This is a genomic window from Rhizobium moroccans, assembly GCF_057559155.1.
In genome coordinates this window covers 129,655-152,172 of record NZ_JBHFJG010000010.1, presented here as the reverse complement: position 1 = coordinate 152,172, position 22,518 = coordinate 129,655, and the positions used below count along the sequence as shown (strand labels likewise).

Annotated in this window: 17 protein-coding genes; 3 read left to right on the top strand and 14 right to left on the bottom strand. The window is 63.1% G+C overall.

The features are described 5' to 3' along the window. Positions 1–18: 18 nt before the first annotated feature. The 6 genes from ACE04I_RS08060 to ACE04I_RS08035 all read right to left on the bottom strand — a co-directional run bounded on the left by ACE04I_RS08060 (position 19) and on the right by ACE04I_RS08035 (position 6,886). Positions 19–1,623 carry an ABC transporter substrate-binding protein gene (locus ACE04I_RS08060; RefSeq protein ID WP_487206952.1) on the bottom strand — a complete coding sequence of 535 codons (1,605 nt, stop codon included), beginning with the start codon at positions 1,621–1,623 and terminating at the stop codon, positions 19–21. A gap of 211 nt (positions 1,624–1,834) precedes the next feature. Next, positions 1,835–2,563, bottom strand: a complete 729-nt coding sequence (locus ACE04I_RS08055; RefSeq protein ID WP_487206951.1) for a copper homeostasis protein CutC — start codon at positions 2,561–2,563, stop codon at positions 1,835–1,837. 1 nt (position 2,564) lies between these two features. Next, the gene (locus ACE04I_RS08050) at positions 2,565–3,500 is read right to left on the bottom strand and encodes an ROK family protein (protein WP_487206950.1); all 936 of its coding nucleotides are present in this window, start codon (positions 3,498–3,500) and stop codon (positions 2,565–2,567) included. Beyond that, complete coding sequence (locus ACE04I_RS08045) at positions 3,497–4,366, bottom strand: ABC transporter permease (RefSeq protein WP_046793769.1); 870 nt, start codon at positions 4,364–4,366, stop codon at positions 3,497–3,499. Before ACE04I_RS08045 ends, ACE04I_RS08050 begins: the two co-directional genes overlap by 4 nt. Further along, complete coding sequence (locus tag ACE04I_RS08040) at positions 4,366–5,286, bottom strand: ABC transporter permease (RefSeq protein WP_487206949.1); 921 nt, start codon at positions 5,284–5,286, stop codon at positions 4,366–4,368. Before ACE04I_RS08040 ends, ACE04I_RS08045 begins: the two co-directional genes overlap by 1 nt. Before the next feature lie 49 nt (positions 5,287–5,335). Then, on the bottom strand, positions 5,336–6,886 hold the full coding sequence (locus ACE04I_RS08035; RefSeq protein ID WP_487206948.1) for an ABC transporter substrate-binding protein: 1,551 nt from the start codon (positions 6,884–6,886) through the stop codon (positions 5,336–5,338). Between the two features lie 142 nt (positions 6,887–7,028). On the opposite strand from ACE04I_RS08035, the gene ACE04I_RS08030 reads away from it, so the two are divergent. Both ACE04I_RS08030 and ACE04I_RS08025 read left to right on the top strand, forming a co-directional pair. Then, positions 7,029–8,162 (top strand): ROK family protein, encoded by a 1,134-nt coding sequence (locus ACE04I_RS08030; RefSeq protein ID WP_487206971.1) that lies wholly within the window; start codon positions 7,029–7,031, stop codon positions 8,160–8,162. A gap of 8 nt (positions 8,163–8,170) precedes the next feature. Continuing rightward, positions 8,171–9,613: a M81 family metallopeptidase gene (locus tag ACE04I_RS08025; RefSeq protein ID WP_487206947.1), complete on the top strand. Its 1,443-nt coding sequence runs from the start codon at positions 8,171–8,173 to the stop codon at positions 9,611–9,613. A gap of 19 nt (positions 9,614–9,632) precedes the next feature. On the opposite strand, the gene ACE04I_RS08020 is transcribed toward ACE04I_RS08025, so the two are convergent. Genes ACE04I_RS08020 through ACE04I_RS08010 form a run of 3 tightly spaced genes read right to left on the bottom strand, consistent with a single transcriptional unit; the run spans position 9,633 to position 12,331 of the window. Then, a complete protein-coding gene (locus tag ACE04I_RS08020) occupies positions 9,633–10,607 on the bottom strand; it encodes a glycoside hydrolase 5 family protein (protein ID WP_487206946.1) in 975 nt (324 codons plus the stop codon). A gap of 24 nt (positions 10,608–10,631) precedes the next feature. After that, positions 10,632–11,231 (bottom strand): histidine phosphatase family protein, encoded by a 600-nt coding sequence (locus tag ACE04I_RS08015; protein ID WP_487206945.1) that lies wholly within the window; start codon positions 11,229–11,231, stop codon positions 10,632–10,634. Further along, positions 11,228–12,331, bottom strand: coding sequence for an inositol-3-phosphate synthase (locus ACE04I_RS08010; RefSeq protein WP_487206944.1), 1,104 nt, complete (start codon positions 12,329–12,331; stop codon positions 11,228–11,230). The genes ACE04I_RS08015 and ACE04I_RS08010 overlap by 4 nt, the downstream gene beginning before the upstream one ends. A 122-nt stretch (positions 12,332–12,453) precedes the next feature. Between ACE04I_RS08010 and ACE04I_RS08005 the strand changes: the two genes are divergently transcribed. Continuing rightward, positions 12,454–14,262, top strand: coding sequence for a hypothetical protein (locus tag ACE04I_RS08005; RefSeq protein ID WP_487206943.1), 1,809 nt, complete (start codon positions 12,454–12,456; stop codon positions 14,260–14,262). A 379-nt stretch (positions 14,263–14,641) separates the two neighbouring features. Here the strand turns inward: ACE04I_RS08005 and ACE04I_RS08000 are convergent, their stop codons facing one another. The 5 genes from ACE04I_RS08000 to kdpA form a co-directional block, all read right to left on the bottom strand. Continuing rightward, the gene (locus ACE04I_RS08000; protein WP_046793776.1) at positions 14,642–15,334 is read right to left on the bottom strand and encodes a response regulator transcription factor; all 693 of its coding nucleotides are present in this window, start codon (positions 15,332–15,334) and stop codon (positions 14,642–14,644) included. Then, positions 15,331–18,030: a sensor histidine kinase gene (locus tag ACE04I_RS07995; protein ID WP_137326574.1), complete on the bottom strand. Its 2,700-nt coding sequence runs from the start codon at positions 18,028–18,030 to the stop codon at positions 15,331–15,333. The genes ACE04I_RS08000 and ACE04I_RS07995 overlap by 4 nt, the downstream gene beginning before the upstream one ends. Positions 18,031–18,095: 65 nt before the next feature. Next, the gene (gene kdpC / locus ACE04I_RS07990) at positions 18,096–18,662 is read right to left on the bottom strand and encodes a potassium-transporting ATPase subunit KdpC (RefSeq protein WP_487206942.1); all 567 of its coding nucleotides are present in this window, start codon (positions 18,660–18,662) and stop codon (positions 18,096–18,098) included. Positions 18,663–18,674: 12 nt separating this feature from the next. Further along, a complete protein-coding gene (gene kdpB / locus ACE04I_RS07985) occupies positions 18,675–20,729 on the bottom strand; it encodes a potassium-transporting ATPase subunit KdpB (RefSeq protein WP_487206941.1) in 2,055 nt (684 codons plus the stop codon). 49 nt (positions 20,730–20,778) lie between these two features. Further along, positions 20,779–22,482 carry a potassium-transporting ATPase subunit KdpA gene (gene kdpA / locus ACE04I_RS07980; protein WP_487206940.1) on the bottom strand — a complete coding sequence of 568 codons (1,704 nt, stop codon included), beginning with the start codon at positions 22,480–22,482 and terminating at the stop codon, positions 20,779–20,781. Between the last annotated feature and the right edge of the window lie 36 nt (positions 22,483–22,518).

Genomic DNA, 22,518 nt, shown 5'->3' with positions numbered 1-22,518 from the left:
CCGGGGGGCGGCAGGCGATTATCGTTCCTTCGTCACGGTACGAAGTTCAGTCGACCAGGACGCGTTGAGCTCCAGACCCCTGATGTCGGCGCGGAAGCCGACGCTGTCGACCACCTCGGCGAATGGCTGGATGGCTGGAACCATGTCGGCGTAATAGGTCTGGATTTCCTCGTATTTCTTGACCTGAGCCTCCGGATTGGCTTCCACGAGCGCCTCGTCGATCATCTTGTTGATCTTCTCGTCGTAGAAGGAGGTCCGCCAGCCCTGGAAGTTGGTTAGCTTCGCCTCGTCCGAATTGTCGGGATTGTAGACGATGGAGCGCAGATTCGAGTCTGGATGCGGCAACTGCCCGCCGCCGCCGCGGCCGACGATAAGCTCGAACTTCCGTTCGCGCATCGCGCCGTAGATCTGGTCGCCGGAACCGGTGATGATTTCTGCCTTGATGCCGGCCTGGGCGAGCGTCGCCTGGATGGCCGGCGCGAGATTCACGAATGGAGTGTCCGAAATCGCCCGGAGCGACGTCGAGAAGCCGTTCGGATAGCCGGCCTCCGCAAGCAGGGCTTTGGCCTTCTCCACGTCCAGCTTGTAACCGATACTGGGAAGAGCGCCGGAGATCCCGGTCTGGATCGGACGGTCGCGGAACTTGCCGAAATAGGGCAGGACGCTGTCGTTGAGCCCCTGATAGTCGATGAGGTAGCGCAGCGCCTCGCGAACCTTCGGGTTCTTGAACTTCTCGTCCTTCATGGAAACGGCGAGATAGTAGAAGCCGCTGCCGCCGATGGTCTGGACCTTCACGTCCTCATTGTTCTCGAGCGCCTTCAGGTCGGCTGCCGACATGGAATAGGCAATGTCGATATCGCCCTTTTCCAGCATCAGGCGCTGGCTCTGGGATTCGGCCAGATGGCGCATGATGATGCGGCGCATCGCCGGAGCGTCGCCCCAGTATTCGTCATTGCGGTCGAGGGTCACCCGCTCGTTGGAACGCCATCCCTCGAGCTTGAAGGGACCGGAGCCCGCCGAATTATTGGTCAGCCAGGCATTGCCGAGGTCGCCATCCTTCTCCTGCTCCGTCACGGCCTTGCTGTCGAGCACCGACCCCGGACCGACAAGGCAGAGCGTCATGATGATGATCTGTGGATCGACCTTCTTCGGAAGCTTGATGACGACGGTATGCTCGTCCGGCGCGGTGAAATTCTCTTCCGCATTGGCGGCCGTGAAGCCGTGCGTCTTCAGCGAGGTCGATTGCGCAAGATTGAGCTTCATCACCCGCTTGAGCGACCAGACGACGTCGGCCGAGGTCACCGGATTTCCCGACGCGAAGGTGGCGCCCTCGCGCAGCTTGAAGGTGATCGTGGAATTGTCGTCGCCGACCGTCCAGCTTTCCGCCAGTTGCGGGTCAACCTTCGAGCGGTCGGCGGCGTTCAGCGAAACCAGGTTATCATATATGTTCGCCAGAACCTGGACGGCCTCCTTGCCGGTGATGGCGGCCGGATCGAGCGTCAGGATATTGTTCATTGAAAAGCCGACCACCAGCATATTGGGCGGTGTTTCGGCATAAGCAGGCTGCATAAGCAGCGCGGACCCGATCAGGATCGACGATATCGTATTGAAGATTGGCTTCATCAGTGCTCCTCCTGCGCCACCATGACCCTGCCTCCGCAAGATCGCTCCTCACTTGAAAGAGATATGACCTCTTATATCTTCTGTCAAACGGAAAGCGTCTAGTGCCGCCCCGGTGCTGCGTTCCTCCTTGTATTCTCTTGGTCTTTTCGGAATGGGCGATTTCGGGACGCGGAGCCATGTCGGATGACGTAGGCCTGTCGCTCAGGGTACGCTATCTGGAAAGGCGATCGAGGAAGGCGCGCATTTCCTTCACAATCCCGGCGTCGGTGACGTAGGCCTGAGGCGGCTGAAAGCCGAAGGCGGCCGCTCGCTCGTCTTTCTTTTCAACGAGCCGCCGGCAGGAGCTGTGGACCTCGCTCGCGCCTGTTTCCATTACCACCCGCTCGACGGTGGCGAGATTGACGCCGCCGCCTGGCATGATCGAGACGCGGCCGCCCGCCTGCCTTACGAGGCGTTTCAATACGTCGATGCCATCCAGGCTGGTTGTCGCAAGTCCGGAGGTGAGGATGCGCTCGACGCCGAGGCTCGCGGCCTGTTCCAGCGCCGCTTCCGCATCGGGGATAAGATCGAAGGCGCGGTGGAGCGTGACGCCGAGGCCTCGGGCACGTTCCATCAGCCGCTGGAGAAGCGAAAGATCAAGCGTCGTGTCCGGGTGGTTGGCGCCGATCACCACGCCCGCAAGTCCGGCTGCGCGAACCGCGTCGATATCGGCCATCATCCCGGCCTCGTCATCGCCATCGAAGACGAAATTGCCAGCGCGTGGCCGGATCATCGCGTAGACGGGGATCGGCGCTTGCGCGGCAAGCGCCATCAGGCCGGGAGAAGGGGTAAGGCCGCCGACATCGAGCGCCGAGCAAAGTTCGACGCGGTCCGCGCCGCTTTCGATAGCCGCAGCCAGGCCCTGCGGGCTATCGACACAGATTTCGAGAAGAATGCGCATTTCAGCCTCCCTGATGACCGAGCACCGCGGCGCCCACCAGCCCGCCGTCCTCCTGGCGAAGCGCCGGCGTCACCAGCGGATGCTCGAAGCGGTTGAGGACGCGCCCACGCACGGCCGCATCAAGAGCGTCGATCAACGGCGTCACCGATGCAAGACCCCCGCCGACGGGAACGATCGAGGCGCCGGTAATATGGACGGCAAGCGCCAGCGGATCGGCGACGAGTTCGAGATAGACGGCGACCGTCCTCGCCGCACGGCTTTCGCCCGCTTGCCATCCCTCCAGAATGCGGTGGCTGCTCTCTGTCCGGCCATGCAGATGAAGATGCAGCCGCTCGATGCCGCGTGCCCCGCCGATCGTATCGACGCAGCCGGATTGCCCACAGCCGCAGGAAAAGCGTGGTATGTGGATAGGCCCTTCACCATTCCGAAGGTCGACCGAGGTGTTGAGGATCGGCCCATGCCCCCATTCGCCGGTCACGCCGCCGGCGCCCTTCACGAGCCGTCCGTCGATGGCAAGTCCACCGCCGATGCCGGTCCCCATGATCGCACAGAAAACGACGGAATGTCCGCGCCCGGCGCCTTCATTGGCTTCGGCGAGTGTCAGGCAATCGGCATCGTTTGCGGCAAGAACGGGTCGGCCGAGGATTGCCGCCAGCGCGGTGCTGAGATGCCGGCCGGTCACGCAGGGGACATTTGCCGAGGTCGCGATCCCGTCGCGCGGATCGACGAGGCCGGCGATCGAAAGCGCAAGTGGCGATGTGGGCGCTCCTGCGCCGGCATGGCGGTCGAGCAGCATGGCGAGGGCGGCGGCAAGTTCGCTCCACGAGTTCGCCGGTGTCGCTACCTTCTCCAGGAGCTCGAGCGCGCCCGGAGAGGTGGAAACCGCAAACTTCATGAACGAGCCGCCGATATCGACGCAGTAGACGGGACCGCTCATTTGCGCGGATCCAGAAGGTCGCGCAGGCCGTCGCCGAGAATGTTGAAGCCGAGCACGGTTATCATGATGGCAAGCCCCGGAAACAGCGACATCCAGATGTTGAGGCCGAGGTAGTTGCGGCCATCGCTCATCATCGCGCCCCATTCGGGAAGCGGCGGCTGGGCGCCGAGCCCGAGGAAGGAAAGGCTTGCTGCCGAAAGGATCACCGTGCCGGCGGTGAGCGTCGATTGCACGATGATCGGCCCGATGGCGTTGCGCAGGATGTAGTGTGTCATGATGCGGCGGCGGGAGATGCCGAGCGAGATAGCCGCCTCGACATATTCCTGGCTTTTCAGCCCGAGCGTGAGGTTGCGGCTAAGCCTAGCATACACCGGCACGGAGAATATTGCGATCGCGATCAGGAGATTGACGAGGCCCGGGCCGAGCACGCTGACGATGAGGATGGCGAGCACGATGCCGGGGAAGGCGAAGAGAATATCCATGATCCACATGATCGCCTGGTCCAGATAGTGGCCGCTCATGCCGGAAAGAATGCCGAGCGGAACGCCGAGGATGACGGCAAGTCCGACGGCGAGCACGACCTCGATGAGCGAAATGCGCGCGCCGTAAAGAACGCGCGAGAGGATGTCCCGGCCGCTGTCATCGGTGCCGAAAGGATGTCCCCAGGAGGGAGGCAGCATGGTCGCAAGCAGATCCTGCTCGTATGGATCGGCAGGCGCGATCATCGGTGCGAAGATGGCAGCCAGCACAATCAACCCGATCAGCAGACCACCGAGAGCAATACTTCTGTGGGATGCCACCCAGCGCAGGCTGCGGACCAGCCAGGATCGGCGCACGGTTTCCATTCCGGTTTCGAGCGCCGCCATCAGTCGAGCCTTATCTTGGGATTGAGGAGGGCGATCAGCATTTCGGCGAGGAAGTTCATCATCACCACGCCCGTCACGGCGACCAGTGTCACGCCCTGGATGACCGGATAGTCGCGATAGCGCACCGCATCGACGAGCAGCCGCCCGATGCCCGGCCAGTTGAAGACGGATTCTGTGACCACCGCCCCGCCGATCAGGCTGCCGAAATTGAGGCCGACAATGGTGATGATCGGGATCAACGCGTTGCGGAGCGCATGGCTCCAGTAGATGGAACGCGGCGCGACACCCTTGGCATAGGCGGTGCGGATATAGTCCTGCGACATCACCTCGATCATGCTGGAGCGGGTCATTCGGGCAATCACGGCCATCGGCAGCACGGCGAGCGTGATCGAGGGTAGAATGAAACTCTTCCAGGAAGAAGCGCCGAGCAGCGGCAGCCAGCCGAGCTTGACGGAGAACGTGTTCATCGCCATCAGCGCCAGCCAGAAATTGGCGACGGACGCACCGGCGATTGCCAGGATCATGACCGCCTGATCGGGCCAGCCGTGCCGGTGGATGGCGGCGATCATGCCGGCCGGTACGCCAATGCCGATCGCCAGAATATAGGCGGTGATAGCGAGGCCAATGGTGAAGGGCAGGCGCTCGGCGATTTCGTCCACCACCGGCAGTTTCGACTTGATCGATATGCCGAGATCGCCCCGGATCGCGCCATGGGCGAAGGAGGCATATTGTTCGGGCAGGCTGCGGTCGAGGCCGAGCCGCCCGGTCATGGCATCGACCGCCTCCTGGGTCGCTTCCGGACCGGCCATCAACCGGGCAGGATCGCCCGGCAGCGCCCGGATCGCCACGAAGACGATGAGCGAAACGCCGATGAGGATCAGCGGCAAGGCCAGCAGTTTCTTGGCGATATAGGCTTTCATCGACCGCTATTCCGGCTGGATACGGGCGGCCGAACCGCCCGGCACCCGGCTACTCCTTGGTTGCGTCCTTGACCACGATGAGGCCGCCCGGAATGATCCAGGCGCCGCTCACATTGGCGCCGGCCGCATAGAGGTCCTGTTTGGTGAAGAGCAGCACATGCGGCGCCTGCTCGTTCACCAGCTTTTGTGCCTCGACATAGATCGCGTTGCGGGCGGTTTCATCGAGCGTGGAAGCCGCCTTGTCGATGAGGCCGTCCAGCTTCTCGTCGCTGAAGAAGCCGAGATTGGCGCCGGTCGGCGAAGCGCTCGCGGAATAATAGAGCGGGCGGAATTGCAGGTCCGCGCCGTTCACGCCGGAAGACCAGGAGGCGATCGCCGAGGCCGTGCCGTCCGCTTCCTTGCCGGCGGGGTCCTGGAAGGCCGCCTTGGACCACACGCCGCTTTCCATGCGGCGGACGTCGAGCTTCACGCCGACCTTGGCCCACATGGCCTGAAGGAGTTCGCCGATGCGCGCCTCCTGCTCCTGCACGATGGTCGACATTTCGAAACCGTCCGGATAGCCGGCTTCGGCAAGCAGAGTCTTGGCCTTCTCGATGTCATAGCTATAGGGAGCAAGCGACTTGTCATAGCCAGGCGTGACTGGCGCGAGTGGCGAGTTCGCAGGCGTTGCGAACCCTTGAGTGAAGGCTTTCACGATACCTTCGCGGTCGGTCGCGTAGTTCAGCGCCTGACGTACCCGCACGTCGTCGAGGGGCTTCATCTTCGTGTTGAGTGACACCCAGAAGACGGCTGAACCATCCGTCTTGCTGAGCTTCATCTCCGGATTGGCGTCCGCCTGCGCGGCAAAGGCGGAAGGGAAGGGATTGACGACGTCCACCTCGCCGCTCTGGAGCGCCATGTTCATCACCGAGGGCTCGGCTGTCCAGGTCCATTTGATCTCGTCTTCGCCCTTCGGCGCGCCGCCCCACCAATCGGTGTTCTTCACCTGCAGCACGTATTCGCCGGATTTGTATTCGGCGAGCTTGTAGGGGCCGGTGCCGACCGCCTGGCTGCCGATCGTGCCGGCGGCTTCCGCAGCGGGGCTCACCATCAGGCAGGGCCCCGTGCTCAGAAGCGCGAGAAAGGCCGGGTACTGGGTCTTCAGCTTGAACTCCACCGTCATGGGATCGACGGCGGTCACGCTTTCGAGGAAGGTGCGCAGCCTGCCGCTTGCGGCAAGGCCACGCTTGGTATCGAGATGGCGATTGAAGTTCTTGACCACGGCATCGGCATTGAAGGGCGTGCCATCATGGAATTTCACACCCTCGCGCAGCTTGAAGGTCCAGACGAGGCTGGAAGGATCGGAAGACCATTCGGTGGCCAGCGCCGGCTTCAGCGAGAGATCGGGATCGCGCTTGATAAGCCCTTCATACATGGGGTCGAGCAGGGCGGCGGTAAACGTGGCGGTCTGGTCGCCGGGGTCCATGGAACGCGGCGCTTCGCTCTGCATGACGTTCAGTGTCGCCGCCATGACTGCGGCAGGCATCATCAGGCTGCCGGCAACGGCAGCCGCCAGCGCGAGGCGTTTGGCCTTAGATGGATTCCGGTGGAAGATGTTCATGATCGTTCACCCCTGATTGTTGTTGAAACAGGGCGGATCGCTGCCGCCTTAGATCATTTTTTATAGTTATTGCCGTTGATTTGTTCATTTTCTGAACTTAGTGTCAAGCACTTCCAAATCCCGGATACCGCCCTTGAACGCGATGCTCACTTCCTCCCAACGCCAGTTGTTGCGCGTCATCAGCGAGTCCGGCCCGCTCAGCCGCACCGAGATGGCCAATATTCTGGGTTTGAGCAAAGGGGCCATGAGCGGTCTCGCCCGCGACCTGCTCGATCGCGGCGTGCTGCACGAGACGGAAACGATCTATGGTCAGGGGCGACCTTCCATACGGCTCGACCTGCATCCGGAATGCGCGTTCTTCGTCGGCGTCTCGCTCCTCGAAGACCCGGCTCCGATGATTCTCGGTGATCTCAACGGCGGCATCATCGCAAGATGCGCGATGCCACTCTCGCGGGATCCGGAAGTGATTGCCAACGCGATTGCGGAAGGCCTGCCGGCTCTGCTCGGGAGCCGGCCCGACGCGAAGGAAAAGCTTTCCGGCATTGGCGTAGCGCTTTCCGGCTTCGTCGACGAGACCCAGGCGAACTGCGTGAAATCAACGTTGCTCGGCTGGCAGGACGTTCCGCTGGCCAGGATCATCCGTGAACGGACGGGCATCGAAACCTTCATCGAGAACGATGCGAAGGCGGTCGCGGTCAGCGAGAAGCTCTTCGGTAGCGCCCGCGAGGTCCAGAACTTCAGCGTCGTCTCGCTGGGCGACGGCATAGGCTGCGCCCATTTCATCGAGGGTAGGCTCTACCGCGGCAATCACGGCGGCGCGGGCGAGATCGCCCATTGCACCATCGAGCCCGGCGGCGCGCCCTGTCGCTGTGGCAAGCGCGGCTGCCTCGATACGGTCGCCTCGATGAAGGCGATCAAGGAAATGTCGCGGGCCGAGGGACTGGAATGCACATCCCTTTCCGATATCGAACACCAGGCATCGGCCGGCAATGCGGCGGCCATCCGCATCCTCCACCGGGCGGGTTCGGCGCTCGGCCTCGCGATCGCGCATCTGATCCAGATGAACGATCCGGGCCTCATCCTCATCACCCATCTCGAAGGCTCCTTCGATGGGTTGTTCGGCACGGTGGTGCAGCAATCCGTCGAAATGAACGTGTTGCCCAGATATGCAGGCCAGACGCCGATCCGCATCAAGCGCGTCGATAGCGATATCTGGGCACGCGGCGCGGCCAGCATCGCAGCCCACAACTTTCTGATCGGCCCCAACGTGAATTGAGGTTTCCCATGCGCATCGCCGTCGGCGGCATCCATATCGAATGCAGCACCTACAACCCCGTCCTAAACGAAGAGAAGGACTTTCGCGTGGTGCGCGGCGAGGAGCTGACGGCATCGCCCTATTTCGCCTTCCTCAAGGATTATGAAGCGGAATTCCTGCCCACCATTCATGCTCGCGCCATTGCCGGCGGTCCGGTATCGCGCTCCACCTATGAGCGTTTCAAGGCGGAGTTCCTGGAGCGCCTGAAGGCGCTCCTTCCGCTCGACGGGCTTTATCTCGCCATGCACGGCGCCATGTATGTGCAGGGCATGGAGGATGCCGAGGGTGACTGGATCACCGCCGCCCGCGATCTGGTCGGACCGGACTGCACCGTTTCGGCGAGCTACGACCTGCACGGCAATGTCAGCCAGCGCATCATCGACGCTCTGGACATGTATTCCACCTATCGCACCGCGCCGCATATCGATGTGGAGGAGACGATGCGCCGCTCGGTCTCCATGCTGGTGAAGAGCCTGAAGACCGGGGTGAAGCCGATCCTCGTCTGGGCTCCCATTCCCGTCGTACTGCCTGGCGAACGTACCAGCACGGTCGATGAGCCGGCAAAGAGCCTCTATGCCATGCTGCCGGAGATCGACGCGATCGAATGCGTCTGGGATGCGTCCCTGATGGTGGGCTATGTCTGGGCCGACGAACCGCGTGCGACGGCAGCCGCGATCATGACCGGCACGAACCGAGCGGTCTTGGAGCGGGAGGCGAGGCGCGTCGCACAAGCCTATTGGGATGCGCGCGAGAAATTCGTTTTCGGCTGCGAGACCGGGTCGATCGAGGAATGCGTGGAGAGGGCGATCGCCAGCAGGACCGCGCCGGTGGTGCTGGCCGAATCCGGCGACAATCCGACGGGCGGCGGTGTCGGCGACCGCGCGGAAGTGCTGGCGGAGCTGATAGCGAGGAAAGCGCAGGGCGTCGTCTTCGCAGGCATTGCCGACAGGGCAGCAACCGATGCCTGCTATGCTGCCGGCATTGGCGCCGAATTCGATCTTTCGATCGGCGCTTCGCTCGATACGATCGGAAGCAGGCCGGTGAAGACCCTTGCTCGGGTCAAGTTCCTGCACGAAACCACCGATCCGGCCGACCGTCAGGCCGTGGTCGTCATCGGCGGCATCGAGCTGGTGCTCTCGGCCAAGCGCCGGCCCTATCACAACATCGCCGATTTCACCCGGCTCGGCCTCGATCCGCACCACGCCAGGATCATCGTCGTGAAATCCGGCTATCTTTCGCCGGAACTCGCGCCGATCGCCAATCCGAACCTGATGGCGCTTTCGCCGGGCGTCGTCGACCAGTTCGTCGAGCGGCTGGAGCGGCACCGCAAGCTGCGCCAGACCTATCCGTTCGACAAGGATTTCGCTTTCAAGCCGCAGGTTTTCCCTTCGGCTCGCTCCGCCGGGCGCTGAGGGGCGGGATTAGGCTCACTTATCTGCTGCCGAAGGTCGGCGAGGTTTCCAGCGCGAATGGCCGGACGGCGGAGCGGCTACCGCCGCGAGCCGGCCTTTCGGTCTGCCGCGGAGCGTAGCGCTCCACCATTTCGCTGCAGAAGGCCGCAAATTCCTCCGGCACGAAAGGCGGGCTCGTATGATGCGCGCCGACGCCGCGATGTTCCGGCGTGAAGCAGAAGGTGACCGTCACGTCGAAATCCTCGAGCGCGCGCATCTGGCGGTCGAACCAGTCGAGTGCATAGGGGCGGAACCGGTCGGCCCATGAAAGGCCGGTGCGGACGGATTTGACTCCGAGCCGCTTCATCCAGTTCACGGCATCCGTAAGCCTCGGGTCCTCGAAGTGGAACCATTGCACGAGGCCTAATTCCGGCGTGTGCCTGACGAATTCATCGAAGGCCGGTTTCGGCGTACCGTCCTCCCGCAGAAGGCCCATGTAGTAGTGGCGATAGTAGGAGGAGCCTTCGGCCTCCCGGTGGCGCGTCGTCGCTTCCCAGGCGCGGGGTAGATCATAGAGGCTGTACCACTGGCAGCGCTCCACCTTGCCCTTCAGCAGCTCGGCGGTGCGCTTCAGTCCCCAGAGCTGCACCTCTTCCGCGCCGAAGGTCGATACGCCGACCTCGCTCACCCAGACCGGCAGGTCGGTCACGGCCCTGATTTCATCGATCTTGGCAGGCCATTCGTGGATCTGCCAGAGGTTCCAGTCGAGCGGAAAACCGTGAACAGCCACGGCATCGAGGTGGTCGAGCACACCGAAATCGCGCATTCGCGTTATGAAATGCGGATCGATCGGCGAGATTCCGCCAAGGACCCGGATCAGGTCGGGATTCTTCGCGCCGATTGAATCGGCGGCGAGCATGGCCATGCGGGCAAACTGGCTCCAGTCCGGATCGAGCTCCGGGTCCCAGTGCGATTTGTTGTTCGGTTCGTTCCAGATCATCGTGGCTTCGATCATGCGTTTTCTCCAGAATCCTGGGTTTCATGCAATCGTCTCGTTGAGGGTCAGAACTTTCGCGCCCCAGTGACCGGCCGCAATGCTGGTAACCGAAGCGGGCGCGATATCGAACCTCGGCCAGGCGTCGATCGGCAGGCCCAGCACATGGCTGACCGCCGCTTTGATGACATCGGCATGCGAAACCAGCACAAATCTCCCGCCGCCATCACCGGCCGCAAGGGTTGCGATCAGCTCCAGCACCCGGCGCTGCACATCCAGCATGGTTTCGCCGCCCGGCGTGCGGGCAAGGCTGCGGATCGTATTCCACCGGCGCCATGAGGGGTCCGCATCAAGCGTCTCGAAGGTCTTGCCCGACCAGTCGCCGAAATTCACCTCGTCCAGCGCATCCGTGATCTCCGGCTCGCCGAGCCCGCAGGCGGCCACGATGGCCACGGCCGTTTCCCGCGTACGCTCGCGGGGGCTCGTGTGAACCGCGCTGATCTTTTCCCGCTGCATCCTTTGCCCCAGGCGCCGGGCCTGCTCCTTGCCGGCCGCCCCGAGCGTGATGCCTTCCTTCCGCCCGGCCAGAAAGCGCCCGACATCGTCATGGGCGGCATGGCGGACCAGGAAGAACGTCACCGTCATTCGGCCGCCCCGCGCAGGATATCTTCCTGATCGTCGATGAAATTCTGCGTCCTCCGTCGCGCCTCGTGATCGGTGAATTGCTGCGGCGGCGACTTCATGAAATAGCTGGATGGGCCCGTCAGCACGCCGCCCACGCCGCGGTCGAGCGCGAGTTTCGCGCAGCGTACGGCGTCTATGACCACGCCGGCCGAATTGGGAGAATCCCACACCTCGAGCTTGAGCTCCGCATTCAGCGGAACACCGCCGAAGGTGGTTCCCTCGATGCGGATATAGGCCCATTTCCTGTCGGCGAGCCAGGGCACATGGTCACTCGGCCCCACATGCACATCATCGGGCGGCAAGGGAACATCGAGCTGACTGGTGACCGATTGAGTCTTGGAAATCTTCTTCGATTCCAGCCGCTCGCGCTCCAGCATGTTGAGGAAATCCGTATTGCCGCCGAAATTGAGTTGGTAGGTGCGGTCTACCCGCACGCCGCGCTCGCGGAAGAGATTGACGAGCATTCGATGGACGATGGTGGCGCCCACCTGGCTCTTGATGTCGTCGCCGATGACCGGCAGGCCGCGCGCGGCGAACTTCCTCTGCCATTCCGGTTTTGAGGCGATGAAGACCGGAATGCAGTTGATGAAGGCGCAGCCGGCGGCGAGCGCCTGTTCGGCATACCATTTGGTCGCCTCTTCGGAGCCGACCGGCAGATAGGAAACGAGCACGTCCGTGCGTGTCCGTCGCAGGATTTCGGCCACATCCGCTTCCGGTTCGGCCGCTTCCTCGATCTCGTCCCTGAGATATTTGCCGATCCCGTCGAGCGTCCTGCCGCGTTTCACGGCAACGCCGGTCGGCGCGACATCGGCAAACCGCTTCGTGTTGTTCGGCTTGGCATAGATGGCTTCCGCCACGTCGCGCCCCACCTTGGACGCGGCGACGTCGAAGGCGGCGGAAATCTCTATGTCGCTCACCTGATAGCCGCCGAGATCGACATGCATGAGGCCTGGAACCGGCTCGTTGTCCTGGACGTTACGGTAATAGGTCAGGCCCTGGACCAGCGAGGAAGCGCAGTTTCCCACTCCGACCAGGCCGACGCGAATGGATCTCGAAACCATCTTTTTCTCCAGCATCTACAAAGCCTGCGAACAAACCGCGGCGCCATGTGTTCCAGGAAAACTTCATTTTCTCGGAGTTGCGGCAAGAAGGCTGGCTTCAGGCTTGAAAGGGAGAAATGTCGATGCTGGTCTATGGCGACCTCGAACGTGTCGAACGATCGGCCGTGATGCGCGGGGAGATCGCCGAGACGCTTGCCGGTTGCTTGCGGATGCCTCCCGGCAGGCCGCGACATGAGGCACTGGTGAACGCTTTCATCGCCACGGGAGAACTGGTCCAGGGACTGGCGGATCGGGAGTTTGCCGAAAAGGGCGTGGATGATCTTTCGTTTGTCCAGGAGACGGGCGCGAAACTTCTTCACGCGCAGGCCGGAGCCATCATGCAGTCGTGGCGGAGCGGCTTTGCCGGCGAACTGTCGCTGCCCCGGCAGTGGCCGGACCTGCTGCAGGAATTGGAGTGCGCCGAACCGCTGCGCGTGAAGCGGGGAGAAGGCTATGCCTTCTATGCCCTTTATCCGGAAAGCTATATCGAGGCGGCGTCGAGGTCGGGATTGACCGTCCGGACTGTCGTGATCGGGCTTCGCAGCATCGGCACAGGTCTTGCCGCGCTCGTGGCCGCCGCCCTCGGCTCCGGGCCAGCCTGGTCGCTGCGTCCGTCAGGCCACCCCTTCGACCGGCGCCTGCGGGTCGCGCCGGCGCTTGCTAAACGCATTCTGGGTGAGGGGGACCGCGATTTCGCGATCGTTGACGAGGGACCTGGCCTCTCGGGAAGCTCCTTCGGCAGCGTCGCGGATTGGCTGCAGGCCAATGGCGTGCCCGCCGGCCGGATACATTTCTTTCCCAGCCATCCGGGCGATCCCGGTCCACGGGCAAGCGCGGCGCATCGAAAGTTCTGGAGGGAGCGCCCCCGTCACCACGTTTCGATGGACGAGCTGATTATCGATACGCGGGAGCCCGCTCACCGCCTTTCGACCTGGGTGGCCGATCTCGTTGGCGCCAGGAAAAGATCCTGGCAGGATCTCTCCGGCGGTGCCTGGCGCGCGCTACGCCATCCTGACGAGCGGTTTTGGCCGCCGAGCCACATGCAGATGGAAAAGCGGAAATTCCTGATGCGGGCGGATGACGGGAACTGGCTCGTCAAATATGCCGGTCTTGGTGGGAGCGACAAGGAGAAGACGCGTCGGGGCGCCCTCCTGCACGAAGCCGGTTTCACGCCGGAAGTGGCCGGCACCTGCCACGGTTTCCTGGTAGAGAAATGGGTCGATGGGACCCCGCTGAATACGATCACCCTACCGCGAGGGCAGCTCGTCGATCACCTCGGCCGCTATCTCGGCTTTCGTGCGCGTCATCTTGCTCCACCCGGTAGAGGTGCGTCGCCCGAGGAGCTGTGTCGTATGGCGGTTTTCAATACCAGCGAGGCGCTCGGCGAAGACGCGGCGGAAAGGCTTAGACAGCAGATTGGTCCCGTTGGGAGGTTTTCCCGCCGGCTTCGCCGGGTCGATACGGATAACCGGCTTCACGCCTGGGAATGGCTGATGACCGGCGACGGCCGGCTGGTGAAGACGGATGCGCTCGACCACAATGCCGCGCACGATCTCGTCGGCTGCCAGGATATCGCCTGGGATGTCGCCGCCGCCGGCGTCGAGTTCGATCTTTCCGGCGCGGAGCGGGATCGGCTCGCCGCGGCCATCGCGCAGCAGACGGACTGCGATCTGCGTAAAGACGTCCTCACGTTCTTCGAAGCCTGCTACCTGGCCTTCCAGATCGGCCTCTGGTCAGGCGCGTTCGCCTCCGCCGGTGGCCTCAAGAAAGCAAGGCTGAGGGCGCTGGTGGAACGCTATGTCGTCCGCCTGCGGAAACTGCTCGAAGTCACGGACTGTCAGGGCGAAGTCGGCTCCCCAATGCAAGCAGGGATGTCCGGCCTACCCGGATGAACGGAAGCGAAGTCAATGCCTGGATGTCAACTTGCGTTGTCGTTTCAGGCTTCTGATAGCCGCCCGTATCAGCTTCACTGATCGGTGCCCCACGCCTCTCAGTTTCAGCAACTCCCCGTCCGTGAGTTCGGATGCTTCGCTCAGGCGGCGAATGCCGTTGGCCTCAAGCGATCGGGCGACCCATTGAGGAAGACAGTTGGTCAGCAGGGGATCTAAAGGGCCATCCGGCTCGCTTTCCAATCCCGTTCGAGACGATTGCGGCATGGCAATTCACGGATTCACCGTTCAAGGTCGAGGGTCGAACCTCGTGAATCGTCCGCTGTTCCAGGGACTCCGTTAAATCTTTCGGGAAGCGATGCCTTCCATTTATCGTAGCCGGCTAAATTCCTTCCCGAAGCCTGTAGCCGACGCCGGTTTCGGTGAGGATGTATTGCGGCTGATCGGGTGTCTTCTCGATCTTCTGGCGAAGCTGGCGCACATAGACACGCAGGTACTGCACGTCGGTGAGCCCGTCCCAGACGTGCTCCAGCAGGAAACGGTGCGTCAGTACCTTGCCTGCATGCTGCACGAGAATGCGCAGGATTTCGTATTCCTTCGGCGAGAGCTTCACCTCCTCGCCCGCCACCTTCACGATGCGCTTGACGAGATCGACGGAAAGCTCGCCGGTCTGGAAAATCGGCTTTTCGCCGTGGCTTTGCAGCCGGTGCCGGAGCGCGACGCGGATGCGGGCCACGAGCTCGTTCATGCCGAAAGGCTTGGTCACGTAGTCGTCGGCTCCGAGTTCGAGCGCTCTGACGATACCCGCCTCGTCGGTACGGCTTGAGAGGATGACGATCGGCAGATCGATGCCGTCGCGGCGCCATTTCTCAAGCAGATCGTGACCCGCCATGTCGGGGAGCCCGAGATCGAGCAGGACCAGGTCCGGCTTGTCCGTCTCCACGAGTTCTGCCGCGACCTTGGCGTTCATCGCCTCGCTGATGGCATAGCCCTGTGTGGAGAGACCCACGCGCAGCAGCTTCCGGATCGGCGGTTCGTCATCGATTATAAGAATGCGGACGGCGGAATTGGTCATTCGTCTTCTCCCATTGTCGGCGCTTCGCGAGGCACCGGCATGCGGATGGTGAAAATTGCGCCCGAGCGGTCCGGTCGGTTGGAGGCCTTGATCGTGCCGCCCATGGCCTCGATGAAGCCACGGCAGATGGAAAGGCCGAGTCCGGTGCCGGCTCGCACGTGATCCCCCTTTCGAACCCTGTAAAAGCTGTCGAACACACGTTCGAGGTCGCCGGACGGAATGCCTGGCCCCTCGTCGGAGATCGAAAGCAGCAGGCTGTCTCCGTCCCGCCAGGCGCGGATATCGATCCGCGTTTCGTCGGGTGCGTATTTGGCGGCATTGTCGATGAGATTGAACAGAACCTGCTCGAACAGAACCGGATCGACCCTCAGCATCGGCAGATCGGCGGGAGCATCTACATGGACCCTGTGCCTCGCGGCGATCTTCGACGCTCGTCCGAGTGCGGTGCCCACGATATCGCCAACGAAGTGGAAGGCGTAGTTCGGCTGCATGGCGCCCGCGCCGAGGCGCGTCATGTCGAGCAGGTTGGAAATGAAGCGATTGAGCCGCTCGGATTCGTCGATGACGGTCGAGAGCAGCTCTGCCCGCGCCTCTTGGGGAATGTCCGGGCCGAAATCCTTGAGCGTTCCCGCCGAACCCATGATCGCCGCAAGCGGCGTCTTGAGATCATGCGAGATCGAGGTCAGGAGCGCGGTGCGCAGCCGGTCGGTCTCGGCGGCGAGCTTCGCCTTGTCGATGTCGGAAACGAGCTGAACGCGCTCGATCGCAAGCGCTGCCTGGTCCGCCAGCGCGTCGAAGAGGCGCTGCTGCTCCGGCGTGAGCAGCGGACCCTGCCTGTCGTTGTCCAGACCGATGACCCCGACCGCCTCGCGCCCCGTGCGCAGCGGCAGGTAAAGGCGTTTCGCCCCCGGCAGCGTGTCGGCCGCTCGTCCGGCGGGCCGGTTGTGCTGCCATGCCCAGTTGGCGGCTGCGATGTCGGCGTCGGCCAGGGTGTCGTCCGGCGGATAGCCGGCCTTGACGGCGATCGTGCCATTTTCGGGAAGCAGGATGACGACCCTGACCTTCAGCATCGAGGCGATCTGGAAGGCTGCCGCCCAAAGCACGTCGTCCAGCGTGCCGGTGCTCGCGAGCTTCTTGGAGAAGAGGTAGAGATCTTCGGTAGTGCGAGCCCGCTGCCGGGCCGCGGCGGCCTGGCGCTGCACGGCGGCCGTCAGATTGCTCGCCACGACCGCCACCCCGAGAAAGAATGCCAGTGCCACGACGCTTTCTGGGTCGCGCACGGTGAAGGTATAGCGCGGCTCCAGGAAGAAGAAGTTGAAGGAGAGGGCGCCGATGAGCGACGCGAAGAGGCCGGGCCCCAAACCGCCCCGCACGGAAGCCGCCAGTACCGCCATCAAGAAAACCAGCGCGAGGTTCTGCACGTCCAGCGCCTGATCGAGCGCGATGCCGGCGATGAGTGCAAGGCCGACGAAGACGGCGCTGCGGATATAGGGCCTGATCCTTACCGGCCGAGGTTTTGCAGTCTTCACGCCGCCGCGCGGCTCCTCCGTCGCATCGCCCGAGATCACGTGGACGCTGATGTCCCCGGCATAGCGGATGAGGTCGTCGGTTACGGTGCTTTGCCAGATACGCCACCAGGCTCGTCTTCGCGGCCTGCCGACGACGACATGGGTGAAGTTGTTGGCATTGGCATAGGCGATGATCTCGCGCGAAATGCGCAATGCAGGAAGCGTCACCGTTTCGGCGCCGAGCTGTTCGGCAAGCCGCATATTGGCGGCGAGCCGGTCTTTCTCCTCGTCCGGCAGGCTGATCGCCTGCGGAGTTTCGAGATGCAGCACCGCCCAGGGGGCACGTAGCCGGTCGGCCTGCCGTTTGCCATAGCGCACCAGCCCCGCGCTGCCTCTGCCGTGGTCGAGGCAGACGAGCACCCGCTCGCCCGCCGCCCAGGGGCCGGGAATGGCATGCGCCTGCATGTGGTTGAGAAGCTGCTCGTCCACCCGCTGCGCGGTGCGGCGCAGCGCCAGTTCGCGAAGCGCCGTCAGGTTGCCGGGTGAAAAATAGTTCTCGATGGCGCGGCGGGCAGTCGCCGGCACATAGACCTTGCCTTCCTTCAGCCGCTTGAGGAGATCATCCGGCGTGATGTCGATGATCTCGACGTCATCGGCCCTATCGATGATCGAATCTGGCACGGTCTCGCGCACGCGAATGCGGGTGATCTGCGCGACCACGTCGTTGAGGCTTTCGACGTGCTGGATGTTGAGCGTGGAATAGACGTCGATCCCCTGGGCGAGGATTTCCTGCACATCCATGTAGCGCTTCGGATGACGGCTTCCTGTAGCATTGGTGTGGGCCAGTTCGTCTACCAGCACCAGTGCCGGCCGACGTGCGAGGATGGCATCGAGGTCCATCTCGTCGATCTGCTGGCCTCGATAGTCGATCTTCTTGCGTGGGATGATCTCGAAACCGTCGACAAGGGCTTCAGTTTCTCTCCGGCCATGGGTTTCCACCACGCCGATGACCACATCGATGCCGTCGGCCTGGCGCGCGCGCCCGGATATCAGCATCTCGTAGGTCTTGCCCACTCCCGGAGCTGCGCCGAGAAAAATCTTCAGGCGGCCGCGACCTTCGCGCTCGGCATTTTCCAGAAGCGCGTCTGGCGAAGGCCGGTTTTCCATGTCGCGGTTGTCATCGGGCATAGGCAGGCTCTCTCCCGAACGGGAATGCAGCGGCCGGCAAAATGCCGCCCGCTGCCCATTTCAAGTCAGGGATTGGCTTCGTCAAGCGTCAGGTTCAACGCCAACACGTTGACCACAGGTTCGCCGAGCAGGCCGAATTGCCGATCCTCCACATGAGCATCGACCAGCGCGCGCACCGCCGGCTCGTCCATGCCCCGCGCCTTGGCGACGCGCGAAATCTGGAAATAGGCGGCTTCGGGTGAGATGTCCGGGTCGAGCCCGCTGCCGGAAGTGGTAACGAGATCGATCGGCACCGTTGCATTCGGGTTTTCGGCCTTCAATGCCTCGGCATCCGTTTTGATGCGCTCGATCAGCTTCGGGTTCGTCGGGCCGAGGTTGGAGCCGCTGGAGGCGGCGGCATTATATCCGTCGCCGGCGGCAGATGGGCGGCCATGGAAATAACGCTCGCCGGTGAAGGACTGGCCGATCAAGGCCGATCCGACCACCTGGCCGTCTCGTTCGATCAGGCTGCCATTCGCCTTTTCGGGAAAGAGCGCCTGGGCGATGCCTGTCATGCCGAGCGGATAGACAAGGCCGGTGATGACGGTGAGGGCGACCAGTAGGACGATCGCGGGTCTCAATTGTTTCAGCATGGGAACTGCTCCTTATGCGAGGCCAAGGGCGGTGATGGCCATGTCGATGGCTTTGATGCCGATGAAGGGCACGATCACGCCGCCGAGGCCGTAGATGGCAAGATTGCGGGAGAGGAGGGCGCCGGCACCGATCGCTCGGTATTTGACGCCTTTCAGCGAGAGCGGGATCAGCGCCACGATGATCAGCGCGTTGAAGATGATCGCTGAAAGAATGGCGCTCTGGGGTGTCGAAAGCCCCATGATGTTCAAGACGCCGAGCTGCGGGTAGAAGGCGAGGAACATGGCGGGGATGATCGCGAAATACTTGGCGATGTCGTTGGCGATCGAGAAGGTCGTCAGCGCGCCGCGGGTCATCAGGAGCTGCTTGCCGATCTCGACGATTTCGATGAGCTTTGTCGGATCGCTGTCGAGATCAACCATATTGCCGGCTTCGCGAGCGGCCACAGTGCCGGTGTTCATGGCGACGCCGACATCTGCCTGGGCAAGCGCGGGGGCATCGTTCGTGCCGTCACCGCACATGGCTACCAGCTTGCCCTTGGCCTGCTCTTCGCGGATCAGCGAAAGCTTGTTTTCGGGCGTAGCCTGAGCGAGGAAATCATCGACGCCCGCTTCGGCGGCGATTGCTGCGGCCGTCATCGGATTGTCGCCGGTGATCATAACAGTGCGGATGCCCATGCGGCGCAGCTCCGCAAAGCGTTCGCGAATGCCGCCCTTGACGATATCCTTGAGATGGATGATGCCGAGCAGGCGCCCGTCGCGCACCACGGCAAGCGGAGTGCCGCCCGACTTGGCGATGTCCTCGGCAATTCCCTGTGCTTCACGGATGGCGTCGCTGCTGGTCGCGGCGGCGTTCGACCGGATGTAGTTCAACACCGCATCCACCGCGCCCTTGCGGATGGAGGAACCCTCGAGATCGACGCCGCTCATGCGGCTCTGCGCGGTGAAGGGAATGAAGGTCGCGTGCAGGCTCTGCATGTAGCGGGCGCGGATGCCGTATTTCTCCTTGGCAAGCACGGTTATCGAACGGCCCTCCGGCGTCTCGTCGGCAAGCGAGGCGAGCTGGGCGGCATCGGCCAGGTCCTCGGCAGTCACGCCGGACACCGGGCGGAACTCGGTCGCCTGGCGGTTGCCGAGCGTGATCGTGCCGGTCTTGTCGAGGAGAAGCGTATCGACGTCGCCCGCCGCTTCCACCGCGCGACCGGACATGGCGAGCACGTTGAAGCGCACCAGCCGGTCCATGCCGGCAATGCCGATCGCCGAAAGAAGCGCACCGATCGTGGTCGGGATCAGCGTCACGAAGAGCGCGACGAGGACGGTGACCGGGATATAGCCGCCGGCATAAGAGGCGAAGCTCGGGATCGTCGCGGTGGCGATGACAAAGATCAGCGTCATGCCGGCAAGCAGAATATTGAGGGCGATCTCGTTCGGCGTCTTCTGGCGTTCCGCGCCTTCTACGAGCGCGATCATCCGGTCGATGAAAGTCGAGCCGGCGGCGGCCGTGATGCGCACCCGAACCCAGTCGGAAAGCACCTGCGTACCGCCGGTGACGGCCGAGCGGTCGCCGCCCGATTCGCGGATGACAGGAGCGGATTCGCCGGTGATCGCCGCCTCGTTGACCGAAGCGATGCCTTCGATCACTTCGCCATCGGAGGGGATGATGTCGCCGGCCTCGACCAGCACGACATCGCCGACCTTCAGGCTGGTGCCTGGCACCAGTTTGAAGTCGCGGCCATTGCCGTTGAGAAGTTTGGCCTGGGTTTCGGTGCGGGTCTTGCGCAGCGATTCCGCCTGCGCCTTGCCACGCCCCTCGGCCACCGCTTCCGCGAAGTTGGCGAAGAGCACCGTGAACCACAGCCAGATGACGATCTGAAAGGAGAAGCCGATATCGGCTCCCCCGGTCACCGCGTCCCTGATGAGAAGGAACGTGGAAAGGGCGGAAACGACGGCGACCACGAAGATCACCGGATTGCGGGCCAGGCTCTTGGGATTGAGCTTGGCGAATGCGCCGCCGATGGCTGGCACGAGGATGCGGGCATCCATGATGCTCGCGGATTTGGACTGGCTCATGACGAGGCTCCAGTATGGGTGTTCTTGTTAGGCAAGCCGGGGCGGGACATCAGAAGGTCTGCCCGCCGAGCATCGCCAGGTGTTCGACGATCGGGCCGAGCGCGAGTGCGGGGAAGAATTCCAGGCCGCCCATGATGACGATCACGCCGAGAAGCAGGGCGACGAAGAGCGGTCCGTGTGTCGGGAAGGTACCCGCCGATTCCGGCGCGGCCTTCTTCGTCACAAGCGAACCGGCAAGCGCCATGGCAGGCACGATGATCAGGAAGCGGCCGGCGAGCATCGTCAGCCCCAGCGTGACGTTGTACCAGGGCGTATTGCCGGTAAGCCCTCCAAAGGCCGAGCCGTTGTTGGCGGCCGCCGAGACATAGGCGTAGAGGATCTCGGAGAAGCCGTGCGGACCGGGATTGACGATCGAGGCCACCGCATTCGGCAGCACCACGGCGACCGCGGTAAAGCCCAGCATGAAGAGCGGCAGGCAGAGAAGCGCCAGCATTGCCATCTTCACTTCCTTTGCCTCGATCTTCTTGCCGAGATATTCCGGCGTGCGGCCGACCATCAGGCCGGCAACGAAGATCGCCACCACGACGAAGAGCAGGATGCCATAGAAACCTGCGCCCACGCCGCCGATGATGATTTCGCCGAGCATCATATTGATGAGCGGGATCATGCCGCCGAGCGCCATGAAGCTGTCATGCATGGCATTGACCGCGCCGCAGGAGGCTGCCGTGGTGATGACGGCGAAGAGGGCGGAAAGCGGTATGCCGAAACGCGCCTCCTTGCCTTCCATGTTCCCGCCGTCGATGCCGAGCGCGTGGACGAGCGGGTTGCCCGCAGCTTCCGCCCAGTAGCAGACGGTGACGCCGGTCAGGAACAGGATGCCCATGGTGGCGAAGATCGCCCAGCCTTGTTTCTCGTTACCGACCATGCGGCCGAAGACGTTGGTGAGTGCCGCGCCGATCGCGAAGATGGCGACCATGTGGATGAGGTTGGTGAGCGCCGTCGGGTTCTCGAAAGGGTGAGCCGCATTGGCATTGAAGAAGCCGCCGCCATTGGTGCCGAGATGCTTGATCATCATCTGCGAGGCGACGGGGCCTTGCGCGATCGTCTGCTGCGCGCCCTCGAGCGTGGTCGCGACGGTATAGGGGTTGAGGTTCTGCGGAACACCCTGCCAGACCAGCACCAGCGTGCCGATGACGCAGATGGGCAGGAGGATGTAGAGTGTGCAGCGGGTGAGATCGACCCAGAAGTTGCCGAGCGTCTGTACCGATTTGCGCGCAAAGGCGCGGATCAGCGCCATGGCGATTGCCACGCCGGTCGCGGCCGACAGGAAGTTCTGCACGTTCAAGCCCAGCATCTGCGTCAGGTACGACATCGTGCTTTCACCGCCGTAGTTCTGCCAGTTGGTGTTCGAGACGAAGCTGGCGGCGGTGTTGAAGGCGAGGTCTGAGGGCACACCGCTCATGCCGGCCGGATTGAAGGGCAGCCCGCCCTGCAGCCGCTGGAGGGTGTAAAGAAAGAGGAATCCGGCTAAATTGAAGAGCAGGAGGGCGACGGTATAGGTCGTCCAGTGCTGCTCCTCACGTTCGCCGGTGCCGGCAAGCCCATAGAGGCCGCGCTCGATCGGGCGGAGAAGCGGCGAGAGAAGCGTGCGCTCGCCGTTGAAGACGCGCGTCATGTAGCCGCCAAGCGGCTTCGCGAGCGCGATGATGATCCCGCAATAGAGAAGGATCTGGAACCATCCGTTGAGTGTCATGGGATGAGCCTTCGAAATGTTGAGTCGATCCGGCGG

Bases quoted from the DNA above. Each gene is read 5' to 3' on its own strand.
- ACE04I_RS08010 (WP_487206944.1), bottom strand. From the start codon at position 12,331: ATGGTTTCGAGATCCATTCGCGTCGGCCTGGTCGGAGTGGGAAACTGC.
- ACE04I_RS08000 (WP_046793776.1), bottom strand. From the start codon at position 15,334: ATGACCAATTCCGCCGTCCGCATTCTTATAATCGATGACGAACCGCCG.
- ACE04I_RS07995 (WP_137326574.1), bottom strand. From the start codon at position 18,030: ATGCCCGATGACAACCGCGACATGGAAAACCGGCCTTCGCCAGACGCG.
- kdpA (WP_487206940.1), bottom strand. From the start codon at position 22,482: ATGACACTCAACGGATGGTTCCAGATCCTTCTCTATTGCGGGATCATC.
- ACE04I_RS08060 (WP_487206952.1), bottom strand. From the start codon at position 1,623: ATGAAGCCAATCTTCAATACGATATCGTCGATCCTGATCGGGTCCGCG.
- ACE04I_RS08020 (WP_487206946.1), bottom strand. From the start codon at position 10,607: ATGATCGAAGCCACGATGATCTGGAACGAACCGAACAACAAATCGCAC.
- ACE04I_RS08055 (WP_487206951.1), bottom strand. From the start codon at position 2,563: ATGCGCATTCTTCTCGAAATCTGTGTCGATAGCCCGCAGGGCCTGGCT.
- kdpC (WP_487206942.1), bottom strand. From the start codon at position 18,662: ATGCTGAAACAATTGAGACCCGCGATCGTCCTACTGGTCGCCCTCACC.
- ACE04I_RS08045 (WP_046793769.1), bottom strand. From the start codon at position 4,366: ATGGCGGCGCTCGAAACCGGAATGGAAACCGTGCGCCGATCCTGGCTG.
- ACE04I_RS08030 (WP_487206971.1), top strand. From the start codon at position 7,029: ATGCTCACTTCCTCCCAACGCCAGTTGTTGCGCGTCATCAGCGAGTCC.
- ACE04I_RS08025 (WP_487206947.1), top strand. From the start codon at position 8,171: ATGCGCATCGCCGTCGGCGGCATCCATATCGAATGCAGCACCTACAAC.
- ACE04I_RS08040 (WP_487206949.1), bottom strand. From the start codon at position 5,286: ATGAAAGCCTATATCGCCAAGAAACTGCTGGCCTTGCCGCTGATCCTC.
- ACE04I_RS08035 (WP_487206948.1), bottom strand. From the start codon at position 6,886: ATGAACATCTTCCACCGGAATCCATCTAAGGCCAAACGCCTCGCGCTG.
- kdpB (WP_487206941.1), bottom strand. From the start codon at position 20,729: ATGAGCCAGTCCAAATCCGCGAGCATCATGGATGCCCGCATCCTCGTG.
- ACE04I_RS08050 (WP_487206950.1), bottom strand. From the start codon at position 3,500: ATGAGCGGTCCCGTCTACTGCGTCGATATCGGCGGCTCGTTCATGAAG.
- ACE04I_RS08015 (WP_487206945.1), bottom strand. From the start codon at position 11,231: ATGACGGTGACGTTCTTCCTGGTCCGCCATGCCGCCCATGACGATGTC.
- ACE04I_RS08005 (WP_487206943.1), top strand. From the start codon at position 12,454: ATGCTGGTCTATGGCGACCTCGAACGTGTCGAACGATCGGCCGTGATG.